General features: G+C 64.6%; 11 protein-coding genes. 1 reads left to right on the top strand and 10 read right to left on the bottom strand.

The genetic code is table 11. The features are described from left to right. Positions 1-85 precede the first annotated feature (85 nt). Positions 86-694: a TetR family transcriptional regulator gene (locus tag HY019_RS17765; RefSeq protein WP_290694735.1), complete on the top strand. Its 609-nt coding sequence runs from the start codon at positions 86-88 to the stop codon at positions 692-694. 17 nt (positions 695-711) lie between these two features. Here HY019_RS17765 and HY019_RS17760 read toward each other — a convergent pair whose 3' ends face one another. From HY019_RS17760 to HY019_RS17715, 10 genes are all read right to left on the bottom strand, one after another. After that, entirely contained in the window at positions 712-1,395 is a 684-nt protein-coding gene (locus HY019_RS17760) for a histidine phosphatase family protein (RefSeq protein ID WP_290694733.1), read from the bottom strand. Positions 1,396-1,445: 50 nt separating this feature from the next. Then, complete coding sequence (locus HY019_RS17755) at positions 1,446-1,766, bottom strand: DUF1840 domain-containing protein (protein WP_290694731.1); 321 nt, start codon at positions 1,764-1,766, stop codon at positions 1,446-1,448. Positions 1,767-1,869: 103 nt separating this feature from the next. Next, positions 1,870-2,541, bottom strand: a complete 672-nt coding sequence (locus HY019_RS17750) for a hypothetical protein (protein ID WP_290694730.1) — start codon at positions 2,539-2,541, stop codon at positions 1,870-1,872. After that, complete coding sequence (locus tag HY019_RS17745) at positions 2,528-4,228, bottom strand: putative porin (RefSeq protein WP_290694729.1); 1,701 nt, start codon at positions 4,226-4,228, stop codon at positions 2,528-2,530. The genes HY019_RS17750 and HY019_RS17745 overlap by 14 nt, the downstream gene beginning before the upstream one ends. 16 nt (positions 4,229-4,244) lie before the next feature. Beyond that, on the bottom strand, positions 4,245-4,931 hold the full coding sequence (locus HY019_RS17740; RefSeq protein WP_290694727.1) for a hypothetical protein: 687 nt from the start codon (positions 4,929-4,931) through the stop codon (positions 4,245-4,247). A 9-nt stretch (positions 4,932-4,940) separates the two neighbouring features. Then, positions 4,941-5,342, bottom strand: a complete 402-nt coding sequence (locus HY019_RS17735; RefSeq protein ID WP_290694725.1) for a biopolymer transporter ExbD — start codon at positions 5,340-5,342, stop codon at positions 4,941-4,943. A 14-nt stretch (positions 5,343-5,356) separates the two neighbouring features. After that, the gene (locus HY019_RS17730) at positions 5,357-5,764 is read right to left on the bottom strand and encodes a biopolymer transporter ExbD (RefSeq protein ID WP_290694723.1); all 408 of its coding nucleotides are present in this window, start codon (positions 5,762-5,764) and stop codon (positions 5,357-5,359) included. A gap of 13 nt (positions 5,765-5,777) precedes the next feature. Further along, entirely contained in the window at positions 5,778-7,484 is a 1,707-nt protein-coding gene (locus tag HY019_RS17725) for a DUF2341 domain-containing protein (protein ID WP_290694721.1), read from the bottom strand. 169 nt (positions 7,485-7,653) lie between these two features. Then, positions 7,654-18,534, bottom strand: coding sequence for a filamentous haemagglutinin family protein (locus tag HY019_RS17720; protein ID WP_290694720.1), 10,881 nt, complete (start codon positions 18,532-18,534; stop codon positions 7,654-7,656). A 30-nt stretch (positions 18,535-18,564) separates the two neighbouring features. After that, a complete protein-coding gene (locus HY019_RS17715; RefSeq protein WP_290694719.1) occupies positions 18,565-20,190 on the bottom strand; it encodes a POTRA domain-containing protein in 1,626 nt (541 codons plus the stop codon). Positions 20,191-20,295: the final 105 nt, after the last annotated feature.

The following is a 20,295-nucleotide window of genomic DNA, read 5'->3' as shown; positions in this document are numbered from 1 at the left end:
ATGGTGAGTATACATACATGCTTGTATGTATGCTCAAGGATCAGCGACAATCACCCTCAGACTTCACGGTTTTCTTCATCCCGTCATGCGCCGTACCAAAGAAGATGCACAACACACCCGCGAGAGCCTGCTGGACGCGGCCGAGCGGCTGTTTGCCGAACGTGGCGTGTCTCGCACCTCCCTGCAGGACATTGCCAAGGCGGCCGGCGTCACACGGGGGGCCGTGTACTGGCACTTTCAGGACAAGGCCGAGCTGTTCAACGCGATGATGTCGCGCACCACCCTGCCGATGGAGGACACGCTCAAGTCCATCGACACCGAGCGCGAAGCCAACCCTTTGGCCGAACTTAAAGCTTCCATGATGGACGTGATGCGGCGCATTGCGCATGACCCGCGAACACAGCGGGTCTTTGACATCGCCACCCTGAAGGTTGAATACGTGGAAGAGCTCTCGGGCATCCGGGACCGGCATCTGAGCGTGCATGGCTCGTGCCAGAACCACGTCGAGGCCACCTTCCGCCGTGCCCAGGCCCTGGGGCAGATCCGGGCTGATCTGAACCTGCATGTGCTGGCCGTGACCTACATGGCCCTGGTCAATGGCCTGATCCACAACTGGATGCTCGACCAGAGCCGCTATGAGCTGGTCTGCGCGGCCGATGCGGGCATCGACCTGTTCCTCAACGGCCTGCGCTGAGCCCGCCTGAACGCCGTTCAGGCGCGGCGGGCCACCATGCCATCGGTGCGCTCGTCCAGGCTGGCCGACCCATCGGCATCGGGCCCATCCAGGTGGCGGTTGTCGGCCCACCCCACCAGGCTGAAGCCTTCGCCATTGAAGAGCAGGCGGTTGACGCTGGCATTGGTGATCTGCCAGTTGCGGGGCAAGTCCAGCTCCAGGCCATTGGCGGCGCGGTAGAAGCAATCGAGCACGCCACCGTGGGCCACCACAGCGATGCTTTGCCCTGGATGTTGCTGCGCCAGACGCGTGAGGGCGCTCAGGCAGCGGTCGTAGAAGGCTTGCAGCGTTTCGCCGCCTTCGGGGCCATAACCGGGATCTCGCTGACGCCAGCGGCGGGCTTCTTCAGGCCATTGCGAAGCCACCTCTTCCTGGGTCATGCCTTCGAAGCGCCCGAAGTGGCGCTCACGCAGGTTGCTGTCCAGGTTCAGTTGCAACTGGGCCACCTGAGCCACGGCCTCGGCCGTGTGCCGCGCGCGTGCCAGGTCGCTGCTGTAGATGGCATGGAGCTCTTCGTCCACCAGGGCCTGAGCCAGGCGCTCGGCCTGCCAGCGCCCCTTGTCATTGAGCGGGATGTCAATGTGACCCTGGATGCGGGCCTCGGTGTTCCAGGCGGTCTCGCCGTGGCGGATGACGAGCAGGCGGGTGACTTGATCTGACATGGTCAGAATCATGCCTCAGGATTGCTGCACTGCACAACACCCCGGCTGAATCACACACCCCAAACGATGGGTTTGCCGGCGGCCTGGGCCTCTTCGATCATCTTCATCAGCGGCCAGGCGCGTTTGCGCAGGCTGACGGCCTCGTCCTGGAAAGCGGGGTTCTTGGGGTCCTCGCTGTCCGGGGCCCCTTCGGCAGGCGGGGGCGCGTCGTCGCTCAAGGCGCGCAGGGCCTGCAGGGCCGCCGGCATGTCGGCGGGCTCCAGGATGCCCTTGGCTGAATCGGCCTTGCCAATGACTTTCAACAAGGCGTTCGCGTGGGCTTGCACCATCACCAGATCACCGGTGGCCTGACTTTTGAACTTGACGGGCATGAGGGGCGGCTTTCATCACAATCAATCGGGACGACGATCAGCTTACGCTCAAATTGACGCCCCGAGGGAGTCCGATTGCTGTGCCCATCCAGCCCGGCCTTGATCAGGGCGCAGCCACCTTCAGGCGGGCAGCGTCCAGCTTGTCCTGGTACTGGGCCTTGGTGTTCTCCAGCGTGACGCGGGCGGTCTGGATGAAGGGCTCCTTGCTGGCCAGGATGTCGCCCAGGCCTTTGTGCTCGTAGCGAGCCAACAAGTCGCTGCCCAGCTCGTACAGGGCCGCGTTCTGCGTGCGGCACTGGTCATGCTGATCGCTCACGTTTTTGAGGCTCGCTTGGGTGGACGCCAGGGTCGCGGCGGCCTGCTGACCTTGTTTGGTCGACTGCGCCTTGCTGTCATCCAGTGCCTTTTGCAGTTGGGCCACTTGCTGGGCGAGCTGCTCCTTGTCCTGCTTGAGCGTGCTCACCTCGGCCTCGAGCGTCTGCGCACGGCGGCTGGCCGCGCTGGCGGCGCGCCGCTGGGCTTGCGCGTCGCCTTGCGCGGATTGCAAGGTCGCGGCCATGGCAGCCTTGTCGGCGCTGGCCTTGGCCTGGGCGTCCTGCACGGCGGCGTCTTTCTCTTGCTGCTGTTGGCGTAGCTGCAGCTTGAGGCGGCGCAGTTGCTCCTGCTCGCGCTCACCCGAATCGGCCCAGGCATGCGTGGCCATGAACACGGCCAGCATCGCGGCCATCACCGGGCGCCAGCGCGCCTGGCGGGCCTGTTTGTCAGAAGCGCACATTGAGGTCCACCTGCACAGAGTTCACGCGGTATCGCGCATTGGGTTCGAACTGGTCATTGATGGGCGAATCGATGGTGCGCGAGGACAGGTAACGCAGGCCCAGGTTGGTATTGCGGTACAGGCCATACGTGACGCCCAGGGTGTAGCCCTGCACATTGGTGCCGCCCAGACCAAGGTCGCTGTCATTGAAGGCGTCCAGCACGGCGTCCGAGCCCAGGTAGCGGTAGGACACGGCTGCTTGCCATTGGCCCGGGTCACGCACCTCGGCGGCGCCAAACGCGGCCTTGAGCTGGTAGCCCTTGTCCTTGCCACCAGGCTCGACGTTCAGGCCCGAGCGGCGCTTGAAGTCAGCGGCATCAAAGGCGGTGTTCTTCACGAACTCGGTCGACAGCAGCAGGCTGTAGGGGCTGAAGTGCGTGAACTCGGCCGAGGCGGTCAGCACAAGCGGCTTGAACTGGTAGGCCAGGCCCCACACCGGCGCCAGGTTGGATGGCGATGCCGGGTTGGTCTCGAACAGGGTGTTGCCCTTCTGGCGCAGGCCCGCGGCGTATTCGTACTGGCCATAGGTGGCGCCGGGCGAGAAGGTGCTGCCCGACACGGTGTAGTCCTGGTCCTGGCGGCCTGCCAGGTTCTTGTACTGGTAGTAGGCCAGGCCGAACTTCAACCTGGTGCGCTCGGCAGGCACCCAGCTGGCACCGGCCTGCGCGCCATACAACCAGCGACCACCACGGGTGGGGGGCGACTCTTCGCGCAAGGGGAAAGCACCCACCGTGGCAAAAGGCACGAAGGTGGCTTCAGGCTGTTCCCAGCGGGCGGTGGTGGCCAGGCCTTCGAAGTTGAGGTTCTCGCTCCAGACCATGTCGGTGCTGAACCAGGGGTTGGGGAAACGGCCTGCCAGCACGTCCACGCCTTCAACCGGGGTCAAACGCACGAAGGCGCGGTCCACCAGCAAGGGGTATTTGTTGAAGCCCTGGCCCAGGGTCTGGTTGGTGGAGACACGGTCCGTTGTGCTGCCCGTGGCCAGGCGCACGCCCACGCCCACCTCGTCGGACACCTTGGCGGTGATGCCCAGGCGCAAGCGGATGCGCTCGCGGTTGCGGTTGTCGGTGGTCGAGCCCGTGGCCACGCCCGAGTTGCCCGCCAGGTAACTGGCGAAATCAGCAGAACGGATGATGCCGTCGTTGAGGTCTTCACTGGCCAGGTAGTTGTAGGCCGGCGTGTTGCTGTTGCCAGCGTGGTCAGCCTGATAGCGGAAGCGGAAGTCGCCATCAACCTTGATGCGGTCCACCCAGGCCGGCGAGGCATTGGGCACGCCCCAGCGCTCGGCGCGGGCCTGCGTGAGCACCTCTTCCTTGACCTCGTTGCGGATCTGCGCCTTCATGGCGTCTGACACATAAGGGATGCGCTGCACGGGCTTGGCATCGGCCGTGGGGGTGGCCGGTGTCGCCGCTGCAGCCTGTGCAGGTGCCGACTGTTTGGCCTGCGCCTGCTTGAGCATGGCATCAGCCGCATCACGGCTGAGCACGCCCTTGTCCACCAGGGCGTTGATCAGGCCCAGCGTGGTCTGACGCAGGGCTTCGAGTGATTCGCGTTCGTCTGCATGGGCCAGGCCGGCATTCATGGCCAGACTCAGGGCCAGGCTCAGGGTGGTCAGCTTCGGCCACCAGCTTGTGTTCAAGGGTTTCATAGCTTCACTTCAAGGGTCAACCGGTCATGCGGTTGGAGATGCCCAGCCGCACCGGCTGGCGGATGCCTGCTGGCATGTCGGAAACGGGAGGCAGGCGCGCGAACGAATCGCGCAAGGCCTGATCGATCTTGTCGTCGCCAGTCGGGGCGTCGAGCTGCACGCGCTGGATCACGCCGTGCTCGTCCAGCCAGACGCTGACCTTGACGCGGTAGTCACCCAGCTTGATGGACTTGTCACGCGCCAGTGCCAGCTGGATGTGCTTTTGCAGGCGGCGACCGAACAGGGCCTCCTGCAAGCGGTCGCCACCGCCCTGCCCTGTGCCGATCTCGCCCTTCTGGTAGTCGTTGTTCACGGCACCGGCAGAGAAGGCGCTGGGGCCATCGCCGGCTGCGCCCTCCATCTTGAGTTGCTCGGGCTCGGGCGCCTTGTCCAGCGGCTTTTGCTCTTCCTGCTGGGGCTGGGGCTTTTGCTCCTTGATCTCGGGCTCGGGCTTTTTTTCCTGCGGAGGCGGGGGCGGTGGGGGCGGCGTGTCAGGCAGGACCGCGATCTTCACGGTCTGGCGCTTGGGGCCGCTGGCGCCCGAATGGAATGCGCTCACGGCCCAATAGATCAAGCCTGCCAGCGCGAGCAATGCGCCCAGCAAGGCGAGCTTGCTACCCCAGCCTGCACCGTCGTCGTCCTGAAGGTCATCGGCCACAGCCATGCCTGCTCCTCACGTGCCGATGCGGGCTGTGACCAGCCCCATCGACACTTCCAGCTTGTTGCACAGGTCGATGACGGCCACAACCTTGGCGTACTGCGTGCGCGCGTCACCCTTGATGGCCACGCTCATCTTGGCGTCCTCGGCCTTGGCTTGCTGCAGACGCGTCTCCAGCTCAGCCAGGCTCACAGGCACGCCATTGAGGGCCAGCGTGCCCTCAGGCAGCACCTGCACCACCTTGAGGGGGTGCTTCTCGGTGCTGGGCTTGTTGCTGGGCTTGGGCATGTTGACGCTCAGGCCTTGCACCGAAGCGGTCGTCATCAGGATGAACACCACGAGCAGCACGTACGCCAGGTCCAGCATGGGCGTGACGTTGATGGTGTCGTAGGGTTTGGCGTCGTCTTGAACTTGCATGGGGTGTTCCGCCTTTATTGCAGGCGCTTGGTCGCCAGGCCGATCTCGGTGATGTCGAGCTTCTTGGCGATCTCCAGCACAGCCATGACCTTGTCGTATTGCGTGGCCGCATCGGCCTTGAGCACCACAGGCAAGGCCGGGTTGGCGGCCTTGTACTGCGCCAGCGAGGACTGGAGCTGGTCCAGGCTCACAGGGTAGGCATCCAGATAGACCTGGCCATCGGCGGTGATCGTGATGCCACGCGTTTGCGGCTTGGCCAGGTTGTTGGTGGCCTGGGTCAAGGGCGGCTGGACCTTCACGCCCTGCACGGAGGCCGTGGTCATGATGATGAACGTCACCAGCAACACGTACGCGAGGTCCAACATCGGGGTGATGTTGATGTCGTCGTAAGGCTGGTTATCCGCTTTGACGTCGCCGGCCATGGCTTGCCCCTGTTCAGCGAGCGCCGTAGGTTTCGGCCACGCGCGTCACGAACTCATCGACGAAGATCTGCATGTCCGACGAGATGTTCTTGATGCGCGCTGCCAGGTAGTTGTAGCCAAACAGCGCAGGGATGGCCACGCCCAGGCCCGCCACCGTGGCCAACAGGGCCGCCGCGATGCCGGGAGCGATGGCATTGACGTTGACGTCGCCCGCCGCGGCAATGGCCGCGAAGGTGATCATCACGCCCACCACGGTGCCCAGCAGGCCCAGGAACGGGCCGCCGGAGATGGCGATGGTCAGCAGCACCATCTTGGAGTTCAGCTCGTGGCTCTCACGGACCAGGTCGGCGTCGATGGCGGCCTTGACGGCGTCGATCGAAGCGCCCGACAAGGGGTTGGAACCCGCCTTGCCCACATCGCGCTTGGTCAACTCGCGCAGGCCGGCTTCGTACAGACGCTGCAATGACGAGTGCTTGAGGGCCTTGGCCTCGATCTGCATCACGTCGCGCGCACCGCGAAAGCGCTGCAGGAAAGCACGGTTGGCCTTGTCGGCACGGCCCACGAACACGGCCTTGGCATACATGACCCATGCGGCCACGGCGAACATCACACCCAGGATGCCGATCACCACCCAGGCGTCCACGGTGAGGTTGCCCACCAGGATGCCGAAGTAGCCCGGCTCGCCGCCGCCGTCCTTGGCGGTGTCCGGTGTCTGGCTGATGCCGGCCACCAGCTTGGCGTCAGCGCTTTGCGCGGCGCGGGCCAATTTCAGCCAGTCGCCACTGCGCGCGGTGCTGGCGACTTCCAGCTCGTCGATTTGCGCTGCCAGGCCTTGGCCCAGGCTGATCTCGCCTTCGATGGGCGTGGTCGAGGCGGCCAGGTCAGCCTGCGCGGCTTGCTCGCCATTGAGGTACAGGCTGAGCTTGCTGTTGCCCACGACCACGGCCACATGGGCCCAGGCCGAAGCGGGCAGTTCACCGCCAGCGGCTTGCAGCTTGCCCAGGCTGGCTTGCAGCTTGCCTGCGTTCAGGGTCAGCGACAGGGGGCCTTGCTGGAAGACCGTGCCGGTGAGCGTCACGGGCTTGATCCACAGGCTGACCGTGTAAGGGCCGGAGGCCGAGGCCTTGAGCTTGTCCGCTGCGGGGATCACGATAGCTTGCTGGCCATCGAGCTTGGCGGCCGGGCCGATCAGGCCATTGATCTCGCGGGCCACAGGGGCAGCGCTGGCAATCTGGTTGACCGCATCCTGGGCGACAGCGCCATCCTTGCCCGCAAACGAGAAGGCGGCGCTCATGCTGCCGTCGTACACAGCGGTCGAGGTCTGCTCGGCTGTGGCCTTGTCATTGCCAGCGTAGACGTACACGACGTTCTTGTCGGTGCCAGGCGCCACGCTGGGCACCTGCACCCAGATCACGGCCAGCTCGTTCGTGCCATCAAAACGCTCGACCCAGTATTTCAACGGGGTCTTGTCGTCAGCGGCGACCACACGCAGGTCTGCACCATCGGGCTTGGCCGACAGGAAGTCGAAGTTGCCGGAATGCAGGCGCACAGGCACCACCACGCCCGACAGGGCTTCCTTGGTCTCCACGCCTTGCGCCGTGGTGTTCAAGGTGATCTTGGCCCGGGCCTTCCAGTCGCCGTTCCACCAGGCGTGGGCAGAGGTGGAGAAGAGGCCGCCCATCAGGGCTGCACCCAGCATCAAGGATCTGACAGTGTTCATGGGGCTCAGTCCGTCCAAATACAAACGGCTATTGTCAAAAGTGCATGTGTCGCCCTCGGGAAAACGCATGATCCAAAAGGACCATCGTTGACGACGATGGGGTGTCACAGCTTGGTCATAAAGGACCGACACCCCGCAGACGGGGGTGTCGGTATGGGGCAGGCCGGGCTCAGCGCTTGGTGCAGGCTTTGGCCTTGTCCTTCTTCTTGTCATCGTCTTCGCAGGCCTCGGTGCCGGCCGCTGGCGCGGTGTTGCCGGCAGCGGGCGCGTTGGCGTCGTCACCCATGCCCAGCAGGTCCACCGTCACCACGGAGGCGGGGTCCTTGGGCTTGCCATCCTGGCTGCTGGCTGCGGCTTGCGCACCGGCTGCGGTCTGGCTGGGCACACTGGTGTTGACGTTGATGGCTACGTTGACGGAGACCGCAGGCGGCGCGCCGTTGACCTTGCCGGCGATGTTGTCGCCGCCCTTGACCACCTGGGCACCGATGTTGATCTGACCGCCGCCCTCGTTGCGGATCTGCGCATCCAGTGCGCGGATCTCACCGTTGGGTGCGTTCAGGTAGACCTGCCCCTGCGACGCACCTTCCGAAGACGTGAGCCGGCCGATGCCACTGCCCGTGGTGAGGGGCGGCAACTCGAAGCTCACGCTGCCATCGGCGTTGCGCACGGCCACAGGCGGCGGCACGGTCACGTCGGTGTTGGCGCCACGGCCGGCGTCCAGGCTGCCGTAGGACGACCACAGCATGATGTCGCCATTGCCCACCACAAAGGTCTTCTGGGCGTTGACCAGGAAGTCACCCGCGGACATGGCGCGGATGCTGCCGCCGCCGTAGGTGACCAAGCCGTGGTCCTTGGCTTGATCCTGCTGCGCCTTCGTCAAGGCATTGAGCCCCACCAGCACACCGCCACCTGGCGCGAAGATGTCGATGCCACCGGTGTTCAGGTCGCCCTTGCCCTGCGTCTGCACGCCACTGCCGGCAATCTGGATGTCGCCCACGAAGTGGAAGCCCTTGCCCAGGCCAGCCAGATCGATGGCGGCAAAAGCCTTGTCGTACAGCGCCTGGCGTTGGGCATTGGCCAGCGCATTGGCAGCCGGGTCCAGCGACAGCGCCACATCGGCCGCCGCCTTGCCCCAGACCTTGAGCTCGTTCATGACCACATCGGCCTTGAATTGGGCAAAGGCGGTGCTGTCATAGGCGGTGTCGGACACGCCCATGCCCTTCGCCTTGGCTTGCCATGCCAGGGCATAGTCACTGCCGCTGGCCAGGTAGGCCTGGATGAAGGCCTTGTTGACCACGGCATCCGCGAAGGCAAGCTGATGCTCACGCGTGAAGGCCTTGTAGTAACTCAACGCCTGCTCATAGGCCGCTGCAGGATCGGCAGGCAAGTCGGCATCGCTCAATTTGAGCACCTGCTGCACATAGACCACCAGATCGGCACGGGCTGCGTCACCGGCAGGCAAGAAGCGCTGCACGAAGGTATCCGCATCCAGCGTCTTGGCCATGCCGGCTGCGAGCGTGATCTTGGCAGAGTCCGCCGACAGCTCGGTGTTGTACTTGTTGCCCACTGTGCGCACGCCGCCAGCGTCGCCCAGATCAAGCTGGCGGCCCGCCTTGACTTGCAGCTCGCCTGGGCCGGCCAGGGCAATCAAGCCCGACGAACCTCCGAGCCCGGCCGTGAACGAACCTGTGTTCTTGCCCAGGATATTGCGCCCCGCTTCGATGCGTGTCACGTCGCCATCGTGGTATTGCTGCCCCACATAGGTTAGCCCGATGATGTCCCGCCCCGCTGTGATCTCAGCGGCTTTTGGCAAATTGAAGGACGTACCCGTGAAACCCGTCGCCGCTCCCCCAATGTCCCGTTCCGCATGGATGTGGGCCACAGTAGCGTCGTTCTGATGCAAGGTGGACGAGGGCAAGCCGCTACCCGGTGCAGTCAAAACAGCCATCCCACCCACGCGGTAGCTCTGGAAGGCTTTGAGGAAGTTGGTCGCCCACGCCGAGTCCGACTGAGACGCGTCCACTGCGGTGCTCAAGGTGGGCCACAGACTGGGATCGCCATCGGCCATGACCAACCTGGCGTTCATCTTCAGATCGCGACCGGCAAACAGATCAAGCTGACCTTGCGATGAGGGAAAGAGCGTCATGACCATGTTGGTGACGGGTGTACTGAACACCACGTCGCCCGACAGCGCGGACACCGCCAGTGATGGTGGCGCGATCATCGTCAAGGGATAGTTGGTCACATATTGCGTGGGCAATTGATCCTGGCCAGCGATCTTGTTGAGTTGATTCAGGTAGTCCTTGAATCCGTCACCTTCAGGGGTCCAGTTCACGTCGCCGGACGTGCTGGTGATCGATACGCCCGCATCAGCGCCATAGGTGAAATAGCTTCCCCCAAGGTCGCCCGTTCGGTTGGATGAGGGCAAGGCCGTCGGGTTGTATACCGCTGCGATGGTGGCGCCCTTGGTCGCCTGCAAGGCCACATGACCATCCATCAGCCCGACCACGGCGCCAACTTGCGGCACCCCGGACTTGAGGCTGTCACCCTTGGTGATGGCGCCCCCTGCCTGAATCAGCGCGTCGCCACGCCCCAGGAAGTACACGCCGCCCTTGATGTCCTGGCCCGCATGCACATGGATGTCGCCCCCGTTGTCCACCACCTGCGTGCGCTCGGCGGTGACGTCATCCGTCACCTGCCTCATGGAGGTGGGTGCCACCACGCCGAGGTTGTTGATCGACTGGCCGGCGCGTACATCGATGTTGCCGCCGCCGAATGAGCCCACACCCTGCTTGAAGCTGTCAAAGAAGCTGTACCAGGAACCGCCGGTGATCTCGCTTTCACCCGCGTGCTGGAACCAGTTGTTGATCAACTGCGCCGCCGCAGGCGCCACGATGTTGCCGCCCGCAGCCAGCGACACACGCCCGCCATGGTTTGTGAACTGCGCCCAGTCATTGGGTGCGGTGTAAGACTGCCCCGCTGGCAACTCGGCACGTTGCCCAGCCACATACACCACCGCCTGGACAGGTGAGGCACCTGTGCCGGCCTTGAGCTCGATGTCCTTGGCGGCCGCCAGTTCGATCGAGCCACTGGTCGTGCGGACCATCTTGCCGCCATCGATGCGCAGGTTGCCATTGCTGGTCTTGGCGTCTGTCTTGAGCACATTGGCCGCAGACAGGTCTGCCCCCGCCACCAGGCGGAAGGACGCAGCCGGCCCGGCCTTGACTTCGGTGGGCAGGCTGTCGCCCGTGCCGATGCGCGTGGCGGTGGCAAAACCATCACTGAGGCTGCCCTTGATGTTGAGGTCACCCGCTGCGCGGATGGTGAGGTTCAAGGGCTCGCCACCTGCGCGCTCTTCGCTCCACAGGTTCCAGTCCTTGCTGACCTCGAAGTTGCCGCTGGATTGAATTTCGACGCCGGAGCGCAGGTGGGCGTTGGCAAAACGGCCCAACCCCATAGCGCTGGCAATGCTGTCCTTGCTGACCATGAAGTCATCGTTGTCGGCCATCAGGCTGAGCTGGCCCAGCGTGGTGCCCGTGCTGGCGCCCGTGGTCAGCTTGGTACCGGTGTAGACACGCACGGCTTCCACGGTGAACTCACCGGCCTTGACCTTGGTGTTAGGGCCGATGGCGTCCACGTTGACACGCAACTCGTCAGGCAAGTTGCCGTCGTCGGTGCGCAGCGCACGAATGACCACGCGGCCATCCTGCTCATCGTCGCCACCGGCAGACAAGGTCACGCCATCCTGGATGCGCACCTGGCCCTCGGCTGAGGCGAGCAGGATGTCGCCACCATTGGCGCCCACACGCGACGAATCGGCTAGGACGTTCGCGCCGATGATCAGGTCTTGCCCCGCCGCCAGTTGCACCACGCCACCTTGAGGCGCGCGGGCATCGATGGTGCCGGTGTGCGTTGCCAGCTGGCCGTTGGCCAGCAGCGTCTGGCTTTGCCCCAGCTGCAGGCTGCCAGCGTCAGCGCTGATGAACACGCGTTGCGCGGTCAGTTCCGTGTTGAGCGATTGCGCACCTTCGCGGATGCGCCAGTCCACTTCTCGGCGTACGCCACCGGCCTTGGTGATCTCGGCCAGGCGGTCCAGCGTGCCATGCGTGATGGCTGCGGCCTGTGCAGCGTCAGACAAGCCTGGGGTTTGCTCGTTGCTCAGGCGCTGCGCGTCAACGCTCAAGCTGGCAGACAAGCGGTCGCTGCCCGCGCTGCCCTTGAGGCTGGCGTTGGTGCCCACCACCAGCTGGCCACGGTAGCCATCGGTCGGGTTGAAACCATTGGCCAGCAGCGTCACGGTGCCAGCGGCCTGGCCTTGCTCGGGCTTGGTGCTGGCCACCGGGGCCGACACGTCGATCTGGCCACGCCAGATCAGGTCGCCCTGCACCGCCTGCACGGTGACATCACCGCCAGGCGCATCGACCGACCAGCTCTTGCCCGCTTGTTGCGTCCAGCCCGCGGCCTTGGTGACCGAGCGCTCGGTCAGCGTCACGGTGTCGCGCCGCTGTGTGGTGTTGCCCTTGCCGATGATGTTGATCTTGCCGGAGGCCACGTCCACCACGCCGTCCTGCACCACGCGCTCACCGCTCAGGGTCAAGGCACCGCCTGCCCCCACGCGTTCATTGAGCGTGCGGGCGTTGGCGGCCGAGGTGATGGTCAAGGTGGCCGCACTGTCCACACCGTGGTCAGCCGTGCTGGTGGCGGTCACACGGGCCGCAGCCAGCGTGACGTCACCCTGCACACCCAGCTGGCCCTTGCCGTCGAACACGATGTCGCCCTTGGATGTCAGCGTGCTGTTGGCGAAGGCCAGGCGCTGCGCACCTTCGCCAATGGTGATGCCACCCGTGACCTTGTCAGACAGCACCGGCTCGGCCTGGATGGCCAGCGCCGAGGTGCCGGTTTCGGTGGCCGACGGCACAATGCCGGATGTGTTGCGCAAGATGACGCTTTGCGCCGTCACGCTGACCGTGTCAGCGCTTTGGCCCAGGCCGCGCAGCTGGGGCGCATCGAGCACCACCTTGCGCAAGACGGGCTTGCCGTCTGCACCACGCGCATCAAAAGCCAACGCACCCTTGAAGTCGATGCTGCTGTAGCTGCGAAGCTGCATGCTGTCTGCACCCTTGAGCGAGTTCAGCAAGACGCCGTCCAGCGCCACCGCGCCAGCCGTGTCAGCCGCACCACCCACCACGATGCGCGGCGCGCCCAAGCCAAACAGTTTGCTGTTGATGGTGGCATGGGCGTTGAGGTTCAGGCTCTGCGAGGCGTCCAGTTGAACGGCCTGGCCCGACAGCGTGGCCTGCCCGATGTTCAGCGTGCCCTTGTTCACCGTCACGCCGCTCAGGTCGCGCCGGATGTCGGTGTTGCTGTTCTGGCTGACCACCACGGCAGCACCCTGGCCCTTGATGGTGAGCTGGTTGGCCTTATTGCCCACCGCCCCTTCGGCTGTCAACTTGACGCCGTCGTCCACGGTGACCGTGTCCGTGGCCACCGCGATCACTTCGCCTGCAGACAAGCTGCTGCTGGCCAGGCGCACCTGGCTGGACGACACCGTCGCCGTGGCGCCTTCTACCGTCCCGGTGCGCACGCCGCCGAGCATGATGCTGCCGGCATGCGTGCCGTTGAGCGACTGGGCCGAGACACGGGCAGAACCTGCCTCAATCTGCACCTGGGTGTCGCCATCGTCGGCCACGGTCATCGAGGGCATGACGACGTCAAGCTGGCCGGCCGCCAGGCTGCCTTTGCCGGCCAGGTTGAACTGACCCAGCAGGTCGAAGGCACCCTTGGCCTCCAGCGACACGCGCCCGGCGTCACCGGCCAGGCTGGGCAGCAAGGTGTCCAGCTGCACGGCGCGATCGGTGAGCAGGCTGTTGATGGAGGTCAGCGCATACGCCGATTTGGCGCGGAAGGTGGCCGCCGACTCCAGCATGAAAGTCTGGCGGGGGTCGCCACCCGTGGTGCTGGTGCCGGTGGCCGTGCGTTGGCCCGACACGAACACGCTGCCATCGTCTTGCGTGATCGCCTGGTTCAATGTGCCACCCGCGCCCACGTTGGCCGCAGACACGAGCACCGCGCCGGGCAGCAAGGCATAGCGAGACGGCAGCAAGGTATAGGTACCCTTCGCCAGCACGCCATTGGCTGTGCTGATCGTGATCTTGTCACCCGCTTGCAGCGACGTGCCGCTCAGCGCCGTCGACTTGGCGATCTCGGTGTCGTAGGGGGCGAAGTCGTATTGGTAATTGGGCAGGACCGCAAACAAATTGGCACGGTTGAGCGTGTCGGTGCTGCCGCCCACGCCCCGGATGAACTCCCAGGCCTGCAGGTCGCCCCCGGCCTGTGCCTGGACGATGCTCGTGTTGCTCAGGCTGATGCCCTGGCCCTTGACCTGGATGCCCTTGGCCACAGGCAGGCCATCGAGGTTTTGCACCAGGGGCGTGGTGATCGTTGAATCAGAAGGGTTGGGCGTGTACACCCAGCTGCGCTCGTTGACCGTGGTGCCCACCGGCACCGTCACACCATCACCCGACACGGACAGGGTGCTGCCCGCGCCCAGCGTGACCTTGTTGACGGCATTGAGGGTCAGGGCGCCAAAGGGTTGGCGCAGGACACCGTTGTGCGCGATGTCATCAGCCTGCAAGGTGAGCGAGGCCAGCGCGGTCAGCGGTGTGGCGCTGGTGGAACTGCCAGCGGATGGCTGTTCCGTTTTCAGCGTGGCATGCCCCAATGCGCCCTGCACCGTGACCTTGGACAAGGTGGTGGCATAGCTTTGGCCCGCACGCAGGGTCAGCACGCCATCAAAGCCCAGGTAGCCGATCAGGTCGGTGCTGTTGTTATCAAAAGTGCGGCCGATGAAGCGAATCTCGCCATCACGGCGGGTGTCACCAAAGGACTTGTCCAGCGTGGCATTGAGGTCCACCGACTGCCAGCCCTGGAAGGCCGACTTGCCGTGCAGCTCGATCAGCCCGGCGTTCACCGCCAGCGTGGCATTGCCCGCGGCAGAGGCCGGCCGGCTGTCCTTCGTGGTGCCGAACTTGCTGACCAGATTGACATCACCCAGCGCCACATAGCTGGCGCGCAGTTCATGTGCGCCGCCGTCTTCTGCCTTCAAGACAGGTGCCGACACGATGATGGCACGCAGCTTCTGTCCCTCGCTGGTGCCAATGCTGGCACCCTTGTCCAGCACGACGCGATCATCAGCACGCAGGCTGATGCGGTCAAAGCCGGCATCGGCCAGTTGCTGGGCCGAGACGACGCCTTCGCCGTAAGCGTCTGCATGCGTGGCCACTTCACTTTGCGTGGCCGTGACGCGGACCACGCGATCGGCGCTCGGGTACTTCGATGGGTTGAAAGTCGCATCGCTCTTGCCCTCGCGACTGACGGACGCGATGAACTCACCGCCGCCCACCGAAGCGTCGGGCGCCTGGGCATGGATGTCACCCATGAGCGCGAACCCGTCCGCACCGCCCACCTTCACGCTGCCAGCGCCTTGGCTCACCGTGGTGCGGCGTGAACCTCGCCCCAGGTTCAATTGCGCCGACTGCCCGCTGACATCGATCAAGGAGGCTGCCAGCTTGTCTGTGGCTGCTTCCGTGATCACACGTCCACGCTGGCCACTTTCTTCATCAGTGGGGTTGTAGTTCAAGCTGACGGTGCCGCCACCCAAGACGGTACCGGTCACGCGTTCCTGGCCGCTCACAACCTGTGTCTGGGTCCTGGCCACGCCCGACACATCAATGCGAGAGCCGGCGCTCAGGCGGACCTCGTTGTCGGCCACATAACCGATGACGTCGGCCGAGTTCTTGTCCTCAGCCTGGTTACTGCCGCGACGCCCCGTCAGTGTCATGGCCACCGAGCCGCCGTGTGCCGTGATGCTGGCTTCCTGCCCGAGAACAATCTGGCGCCCTGCCAATGCCGCGAAACGGCCGCCTGCACCCAGATCAAGCTGGGCACCGGCGCCAATGCGCACACGCCCCCCCTCCTTGTAGCCCTGGCGGTTGTCCTGGTTCGGTTTGATCGCCGTGAGCGTCAGGTTGACGGGGGCGCGTTGCGCATCGTTCACCTCTGTGGTGATAAACAGCGCCGCCCCGTTGCCGGAGCCCACGCGCGCCGCATCAAGCTGGTAGTTCTTCAATCGAGGTGTCAGCACCGTGCCGGCCACCACGTCCACATCCCCCAGCGAACTCAGCTCAAAGCTGCCAAAACCGTTGTCACTGAAGAAGGCTGCGGTCAGTTGCAGGTCATCAGCCTTGCCGCCTTGCCCGATCGACAAACCCGGCGCCCCCTTGATACTCAGCTTGCCGCCGGACTGGAAGTCATAACCACTTAGTCGCCCATTGAGCACCACCGTGCCCGGCAAAGATTGGGTCTGATCAACATTGGCCTCCAGTGCAAGCGAGCCCGCCTTGCCCGTGGTGATGCCCCCTGTGCTGGCTCGCCATGCGCCGGCAGAGACGTCGATCTGGCTGCGCTCACTCAGGCGCACCGAGCCGCCAGCTTTGAGCGCCACGGCACCACCATTGACATCCACAGGCACCGTGCCCGTTGCCTGCCCCAGTTCATCGAGCTTGCTGCCCGACACATCAATCGCCGCACCTTCACCCAGCACCACATCACCAATGGCGCTCAGGCTGACGCTGCCGCCTGCTGCCTTGATCTGACCATCGATCTGAATCTGCTTGGCCTTGTTGGCGCTGAATGAGCCGGTGGGACCCAGATCCAGACGCGCGTCCTTGGCCACATTGAGCGCAGTGGCATACACCGACAGGCCGGCAAAGCCGCCCTTGCTCAAGGTGTCGGTGGTGAGCTGGTTGCGCATCAACGAAGCGCTCACCAGTTGCGTCACGGCGGTCGCGTCCACGCCAGCTACCGGCCCCAATGTGCCGGAGCGCGCCCCAGCCACCGTGACGCCGTCCATGGCGAGCGCCAAATCTTCAGAAAAGCCCAGCGTCAGGCGCGCGCCCAGAGGGCGAAGCGAGGCATAGAGATCCGGCCTCTTGGCCAGGTCCACGCTGGAGGAAATGGGGCCCCCGCGCTGATACGGCCCCACCACCACGTCGCCCTTGAGCGTGCCTTCGCCGATGTAGAACTGCGGCGCGAACAGCTGGATCTCGCCGCCATCCTTGCCTTCGACATAACTGGCCAGCTGAGCCGATGTGCCGCGGCCGGTGCCGGAGATCAACTCGTCATACTTGACGCCAGCCTGGGCATCTTCAAGTTTGACCAGCGTATTGCCCTTGCGCAGCAGGCTGCTGTTGATGGTGCCGGCCTGGTAGACCACGCTGCCGCCCGACACGTCGACCTTGGCGCCATCAGCCACCACCGTGCTGCCTTGCGCCTGGATCTTGACCGTACCCGCCTTGGTGGCGATCTCTTCAGCTGTGCGGCCAACCAGGTTGTAAAAGCCGCTGACATTGGCCACCTTGACCAGGCTGCGCGCATCGGCTGAGACCTCGCTGCGGTACAGCACACCACCGCGCTGCACGGGCGAATCCGCCAGCTCGTTAGCAAAGAGGCGCCCGTTCAACTGGTTGCGGCTCATGGGCAGCAGCACATCGCGCAGGCCCGCGGCGCTGACGAGCGCACCGTCTTCAATCACGATGGCGCTGTTGTCCTTGCCGATTTCGTTGAAGCCAAACAGTGCTGACTTGGACGCGTCTTCACTGGCCAGCAGGCTGATCTTGCCGTACGGCGCCACCACCTGGGCACCACCCTGCACACGGATGCTGGCGCCACTGATCTCGATACGCGACTGGTTGAAAGTCTCTGCATCGGTCTGGGTTGGCGCCTCGAATTTCTTGGTGTCTTCGTTGTAGACCTGCGCGGTAGACGGCGTGATCTGGGTCACGCTGCCCGATCCGAGTTCGACCGTGCCGAGTTGGGCTGCCATCCGGGGCGCTGCGCCGCTGTCGCCTGTCAGGGGCGTGCCGTTGAACGTGGTCGTCGTCTTCTGCGCCTGCAAATAGATCGCGCCGTTCTGCCCCTTCACCGCTGTGGTGGCGGTGAGGATGCCGTTGTTGCGCACGGTCAGGCCCACCAGGTTAATCGAGCCTTGTTCGGCCACGATCTGGTTGACCTGCTTGGCCAGGCCTGCGGTGCTGTCTGGCGTGCTGTTGTCTACCGTCTTGCCGTCCACCGTGCGGTACTCGGCCGCCGCGGCATTTTCAACGGTGTTGACGCCGGCTGGGCCCGATGCGAACGGGTCCACGGCCACGAGCAGGCCGCGTTGTGCCGGGTCCAGCGAGCTGTAGAGGTAGACCTTCTGGCCAGCCGCCAGCACGGTCTGACCCTTGGGGGTTTCAATCGTGCCTTCGTTGTAGACCTTGGGGGCGATCATCAGCACATCGCCCCCAGCCAGGGCCTTGACTTCGGCACCACGCTCGATGGTGATGAAGCCAGTGGGATCAGCGTCATCGCCACCGAACATCACCTGGCCATCGCGGTTGGCGCGCAGGCCCTTGGTGATGGCCTCTTCGGTCATCTTCAAGGCCGTGGTCACGAAGCGGCCGGTCTGCACGCGCGCGGTGGCGCCAAAGATCACGCCATGGGTGTTCTCCAGGATCACCTCGCCATTGGCGGTGATCTTGCCCATGATGACCGTCGGGTTGAGATCCCAGATGCGGTTGTAGGCCGAGCCACCCTTGGGCTGGTTGAACAGCACGCTGTAGTCGGCGCCCACATTGAAGCTGTCCCAGTTGATGATGACGCGACTGTCGTACTGGTCGATCTGCGTCGTCAGGCCATCCGGGTTGGTGACCTTGAACTGCGAGGCCTTGCCAGCATCACGGGCTGCGCTCCACACCGGGCCGGTGTTGCGCGCGATGTTGAAGGTCGAGGCGCGCATCATGGTGTCCACGATGCTGCGGTTGGTTGAGGGGGTCACATCCCGCGCATCGGCCACGCCGCTCAAGGCCATGGACACCAGGGTCACGCCGGCCACGGCGCGGGCACGGGTCTGACCACCAGCGGCCTTGCCGGCGGCGCGCACGCTCTCTGCGGCGGGCACACGCATGCCACGCTTGCGATCAAAAACCAGACGGTGGATGTGCTTGTTCATGTCAACTGCTCCAAGGGGTTCACTACAGGGTCAGAAGGACTGGCGCAGGGCCGCGTCCACGCGCCAGCGGCGCGCGCTCTGACTGCCTGTTGCGGCCTCCTGGCCGCCAGACTCGGTGGGTTTGCTCGTGTCGTAAATCGGGAAGGCCAGGTCCAGGCGGGCTGTCAGGCCTTTGCTGTTGTCCAGGCGCAGACCCAGGCCATAGCTGCCCATCTGCACCTTCTGAATCTCGGTGGGCAACGGTTTGATCAGGCGCAGCTCGCCCCGGTCCCAGAACAACAGGGCACGCACGCCTTCGCCGTCCTTGAGCTTGAGCCAGGCCGGCGAAATCAGCTCCAGGCGCGTGTTCCAGCCCTGGTCGGCAGATTGCTCGTAGTCGTAGTAGCCCCGGATGGAGTCGATGCCACCCAGGCTGTATTGCTCGGCGGGCACCAAGGGGCCGGATGCCAGTTGCGCGTCGATGTCGAACTTCACTTGCCAGTTGGCGGGCAGGTTCTGCACGCGGCCCATGCCCAGCTTGAACACGCTGAAGTCTGCCGATGCACCGCTGCGCTTGCAGGCGAACTGCTCCAGCCTGATGCCATTGCAGTCCACCTGGCGCTCCGAGATGGATCGGAACGATGAATACAGGCCCGCACGCCAGTTGGTGACGTTGTCGTTCTCACCGCGCCAGCTCAGGTTGTAGCGGGCCGACAGCACCTCGTAGTGCAGGCTGGGCTTTTCGGTGGTGACGCCACCGATGTCGATGTTGCGGTCGCTGCTGCGCTTGAAATCCAGGCCCAGGTCGAAGCCGTGGGTCACGGGCCACTGCCGGGCCTGCAGGTCGTGGTGGTAGACCAGGCCGGCATAACGGCCACGCGTGAACGTGGAGCCGCCCAGCCCGGACTTGGTGGGCGTGTCGGTGTTGCTGCGCGCAAAGTAGGCGGACACGCTGTCCACCGGGGTGAGCGGCAGGCTGTAGAGCGCGGCCAGGGTGTTGGCATCGGCCGGTCTGGAAGGGGCGTAGATCCAGCTCAGGCCAATGGTGTGATCCCGCTGGAAGAGGTTGCCGTAAGTCAGCACGGCCTCGGTGCGGCCTTGTGTGGTGTTGAAGTTCTGGCGCGAATTGGCTTCGAGCGAGCCATGCACGGGCAGGTTGTCCTTGACCTTGAGGTCTACTTCGATTTTTTGTGGATCCTGGCCGGGCCCGATCAGGGGGGTGACGTCCACATCCTGTGTCTGCACGGTCGCCAACTGCTCCTGCACCTCGGGGAAGTAGGGCACCTTGCCAGGAGCCAATGCCGGCGTCTTGTCGGCAATCAGGCTGGGCCGGTGGTACTGCGCACCGGTGACCTTGAGTTTTTCCACACTGGCCTGGATGACTTCGAGCTTCACCTCACCCGCGTCCACGCGCTGGTCGGGCAGGTTGACCACCACCGACAGGTAGCCTGCATCCTGATAGGCTTTTTCCAATGCCGTGCGGGCGGCTTCCATGTCCTTGAATGTCTTGCCAGGGCCCATGAAGGGGGAGACCACACGTTCGACCTGCTCGGGCGGCAGAACCGTGTTGCCTTCAACCACGAACTCCATGACGTCGAAGGTGACGGCTGCGGGTGCCTGAGCCTGCGCAAACGCGGCCAGAGCAGACAACACAAACAGGGAAGCCAGTTTTTTCATTTGAGACTGCACACAAAGCAACAGTCCCCAAGTGGGGACTGTGTGCAAAAGAGCTAAAAAAGCCCGGGTATCAGGCCCCCGAACAAGCGTTCAGGGGCGCCGTCA

This window comes from Aquabacterium sp. (genome assembly GCF_016195855.1).
In the GTDB taxonomy this organism is placed as follows: Bacteria; Pseudomonadota; Gammaproteobacteria; order Burkholderiales; family Burkholderiaceae_C; genus Aquabacterium.
The sequence above is the reverse complement of the archived record's forward strand: the minus strand, read 5'-3'. Positions and strand labels throughout refer to the sequence as shown.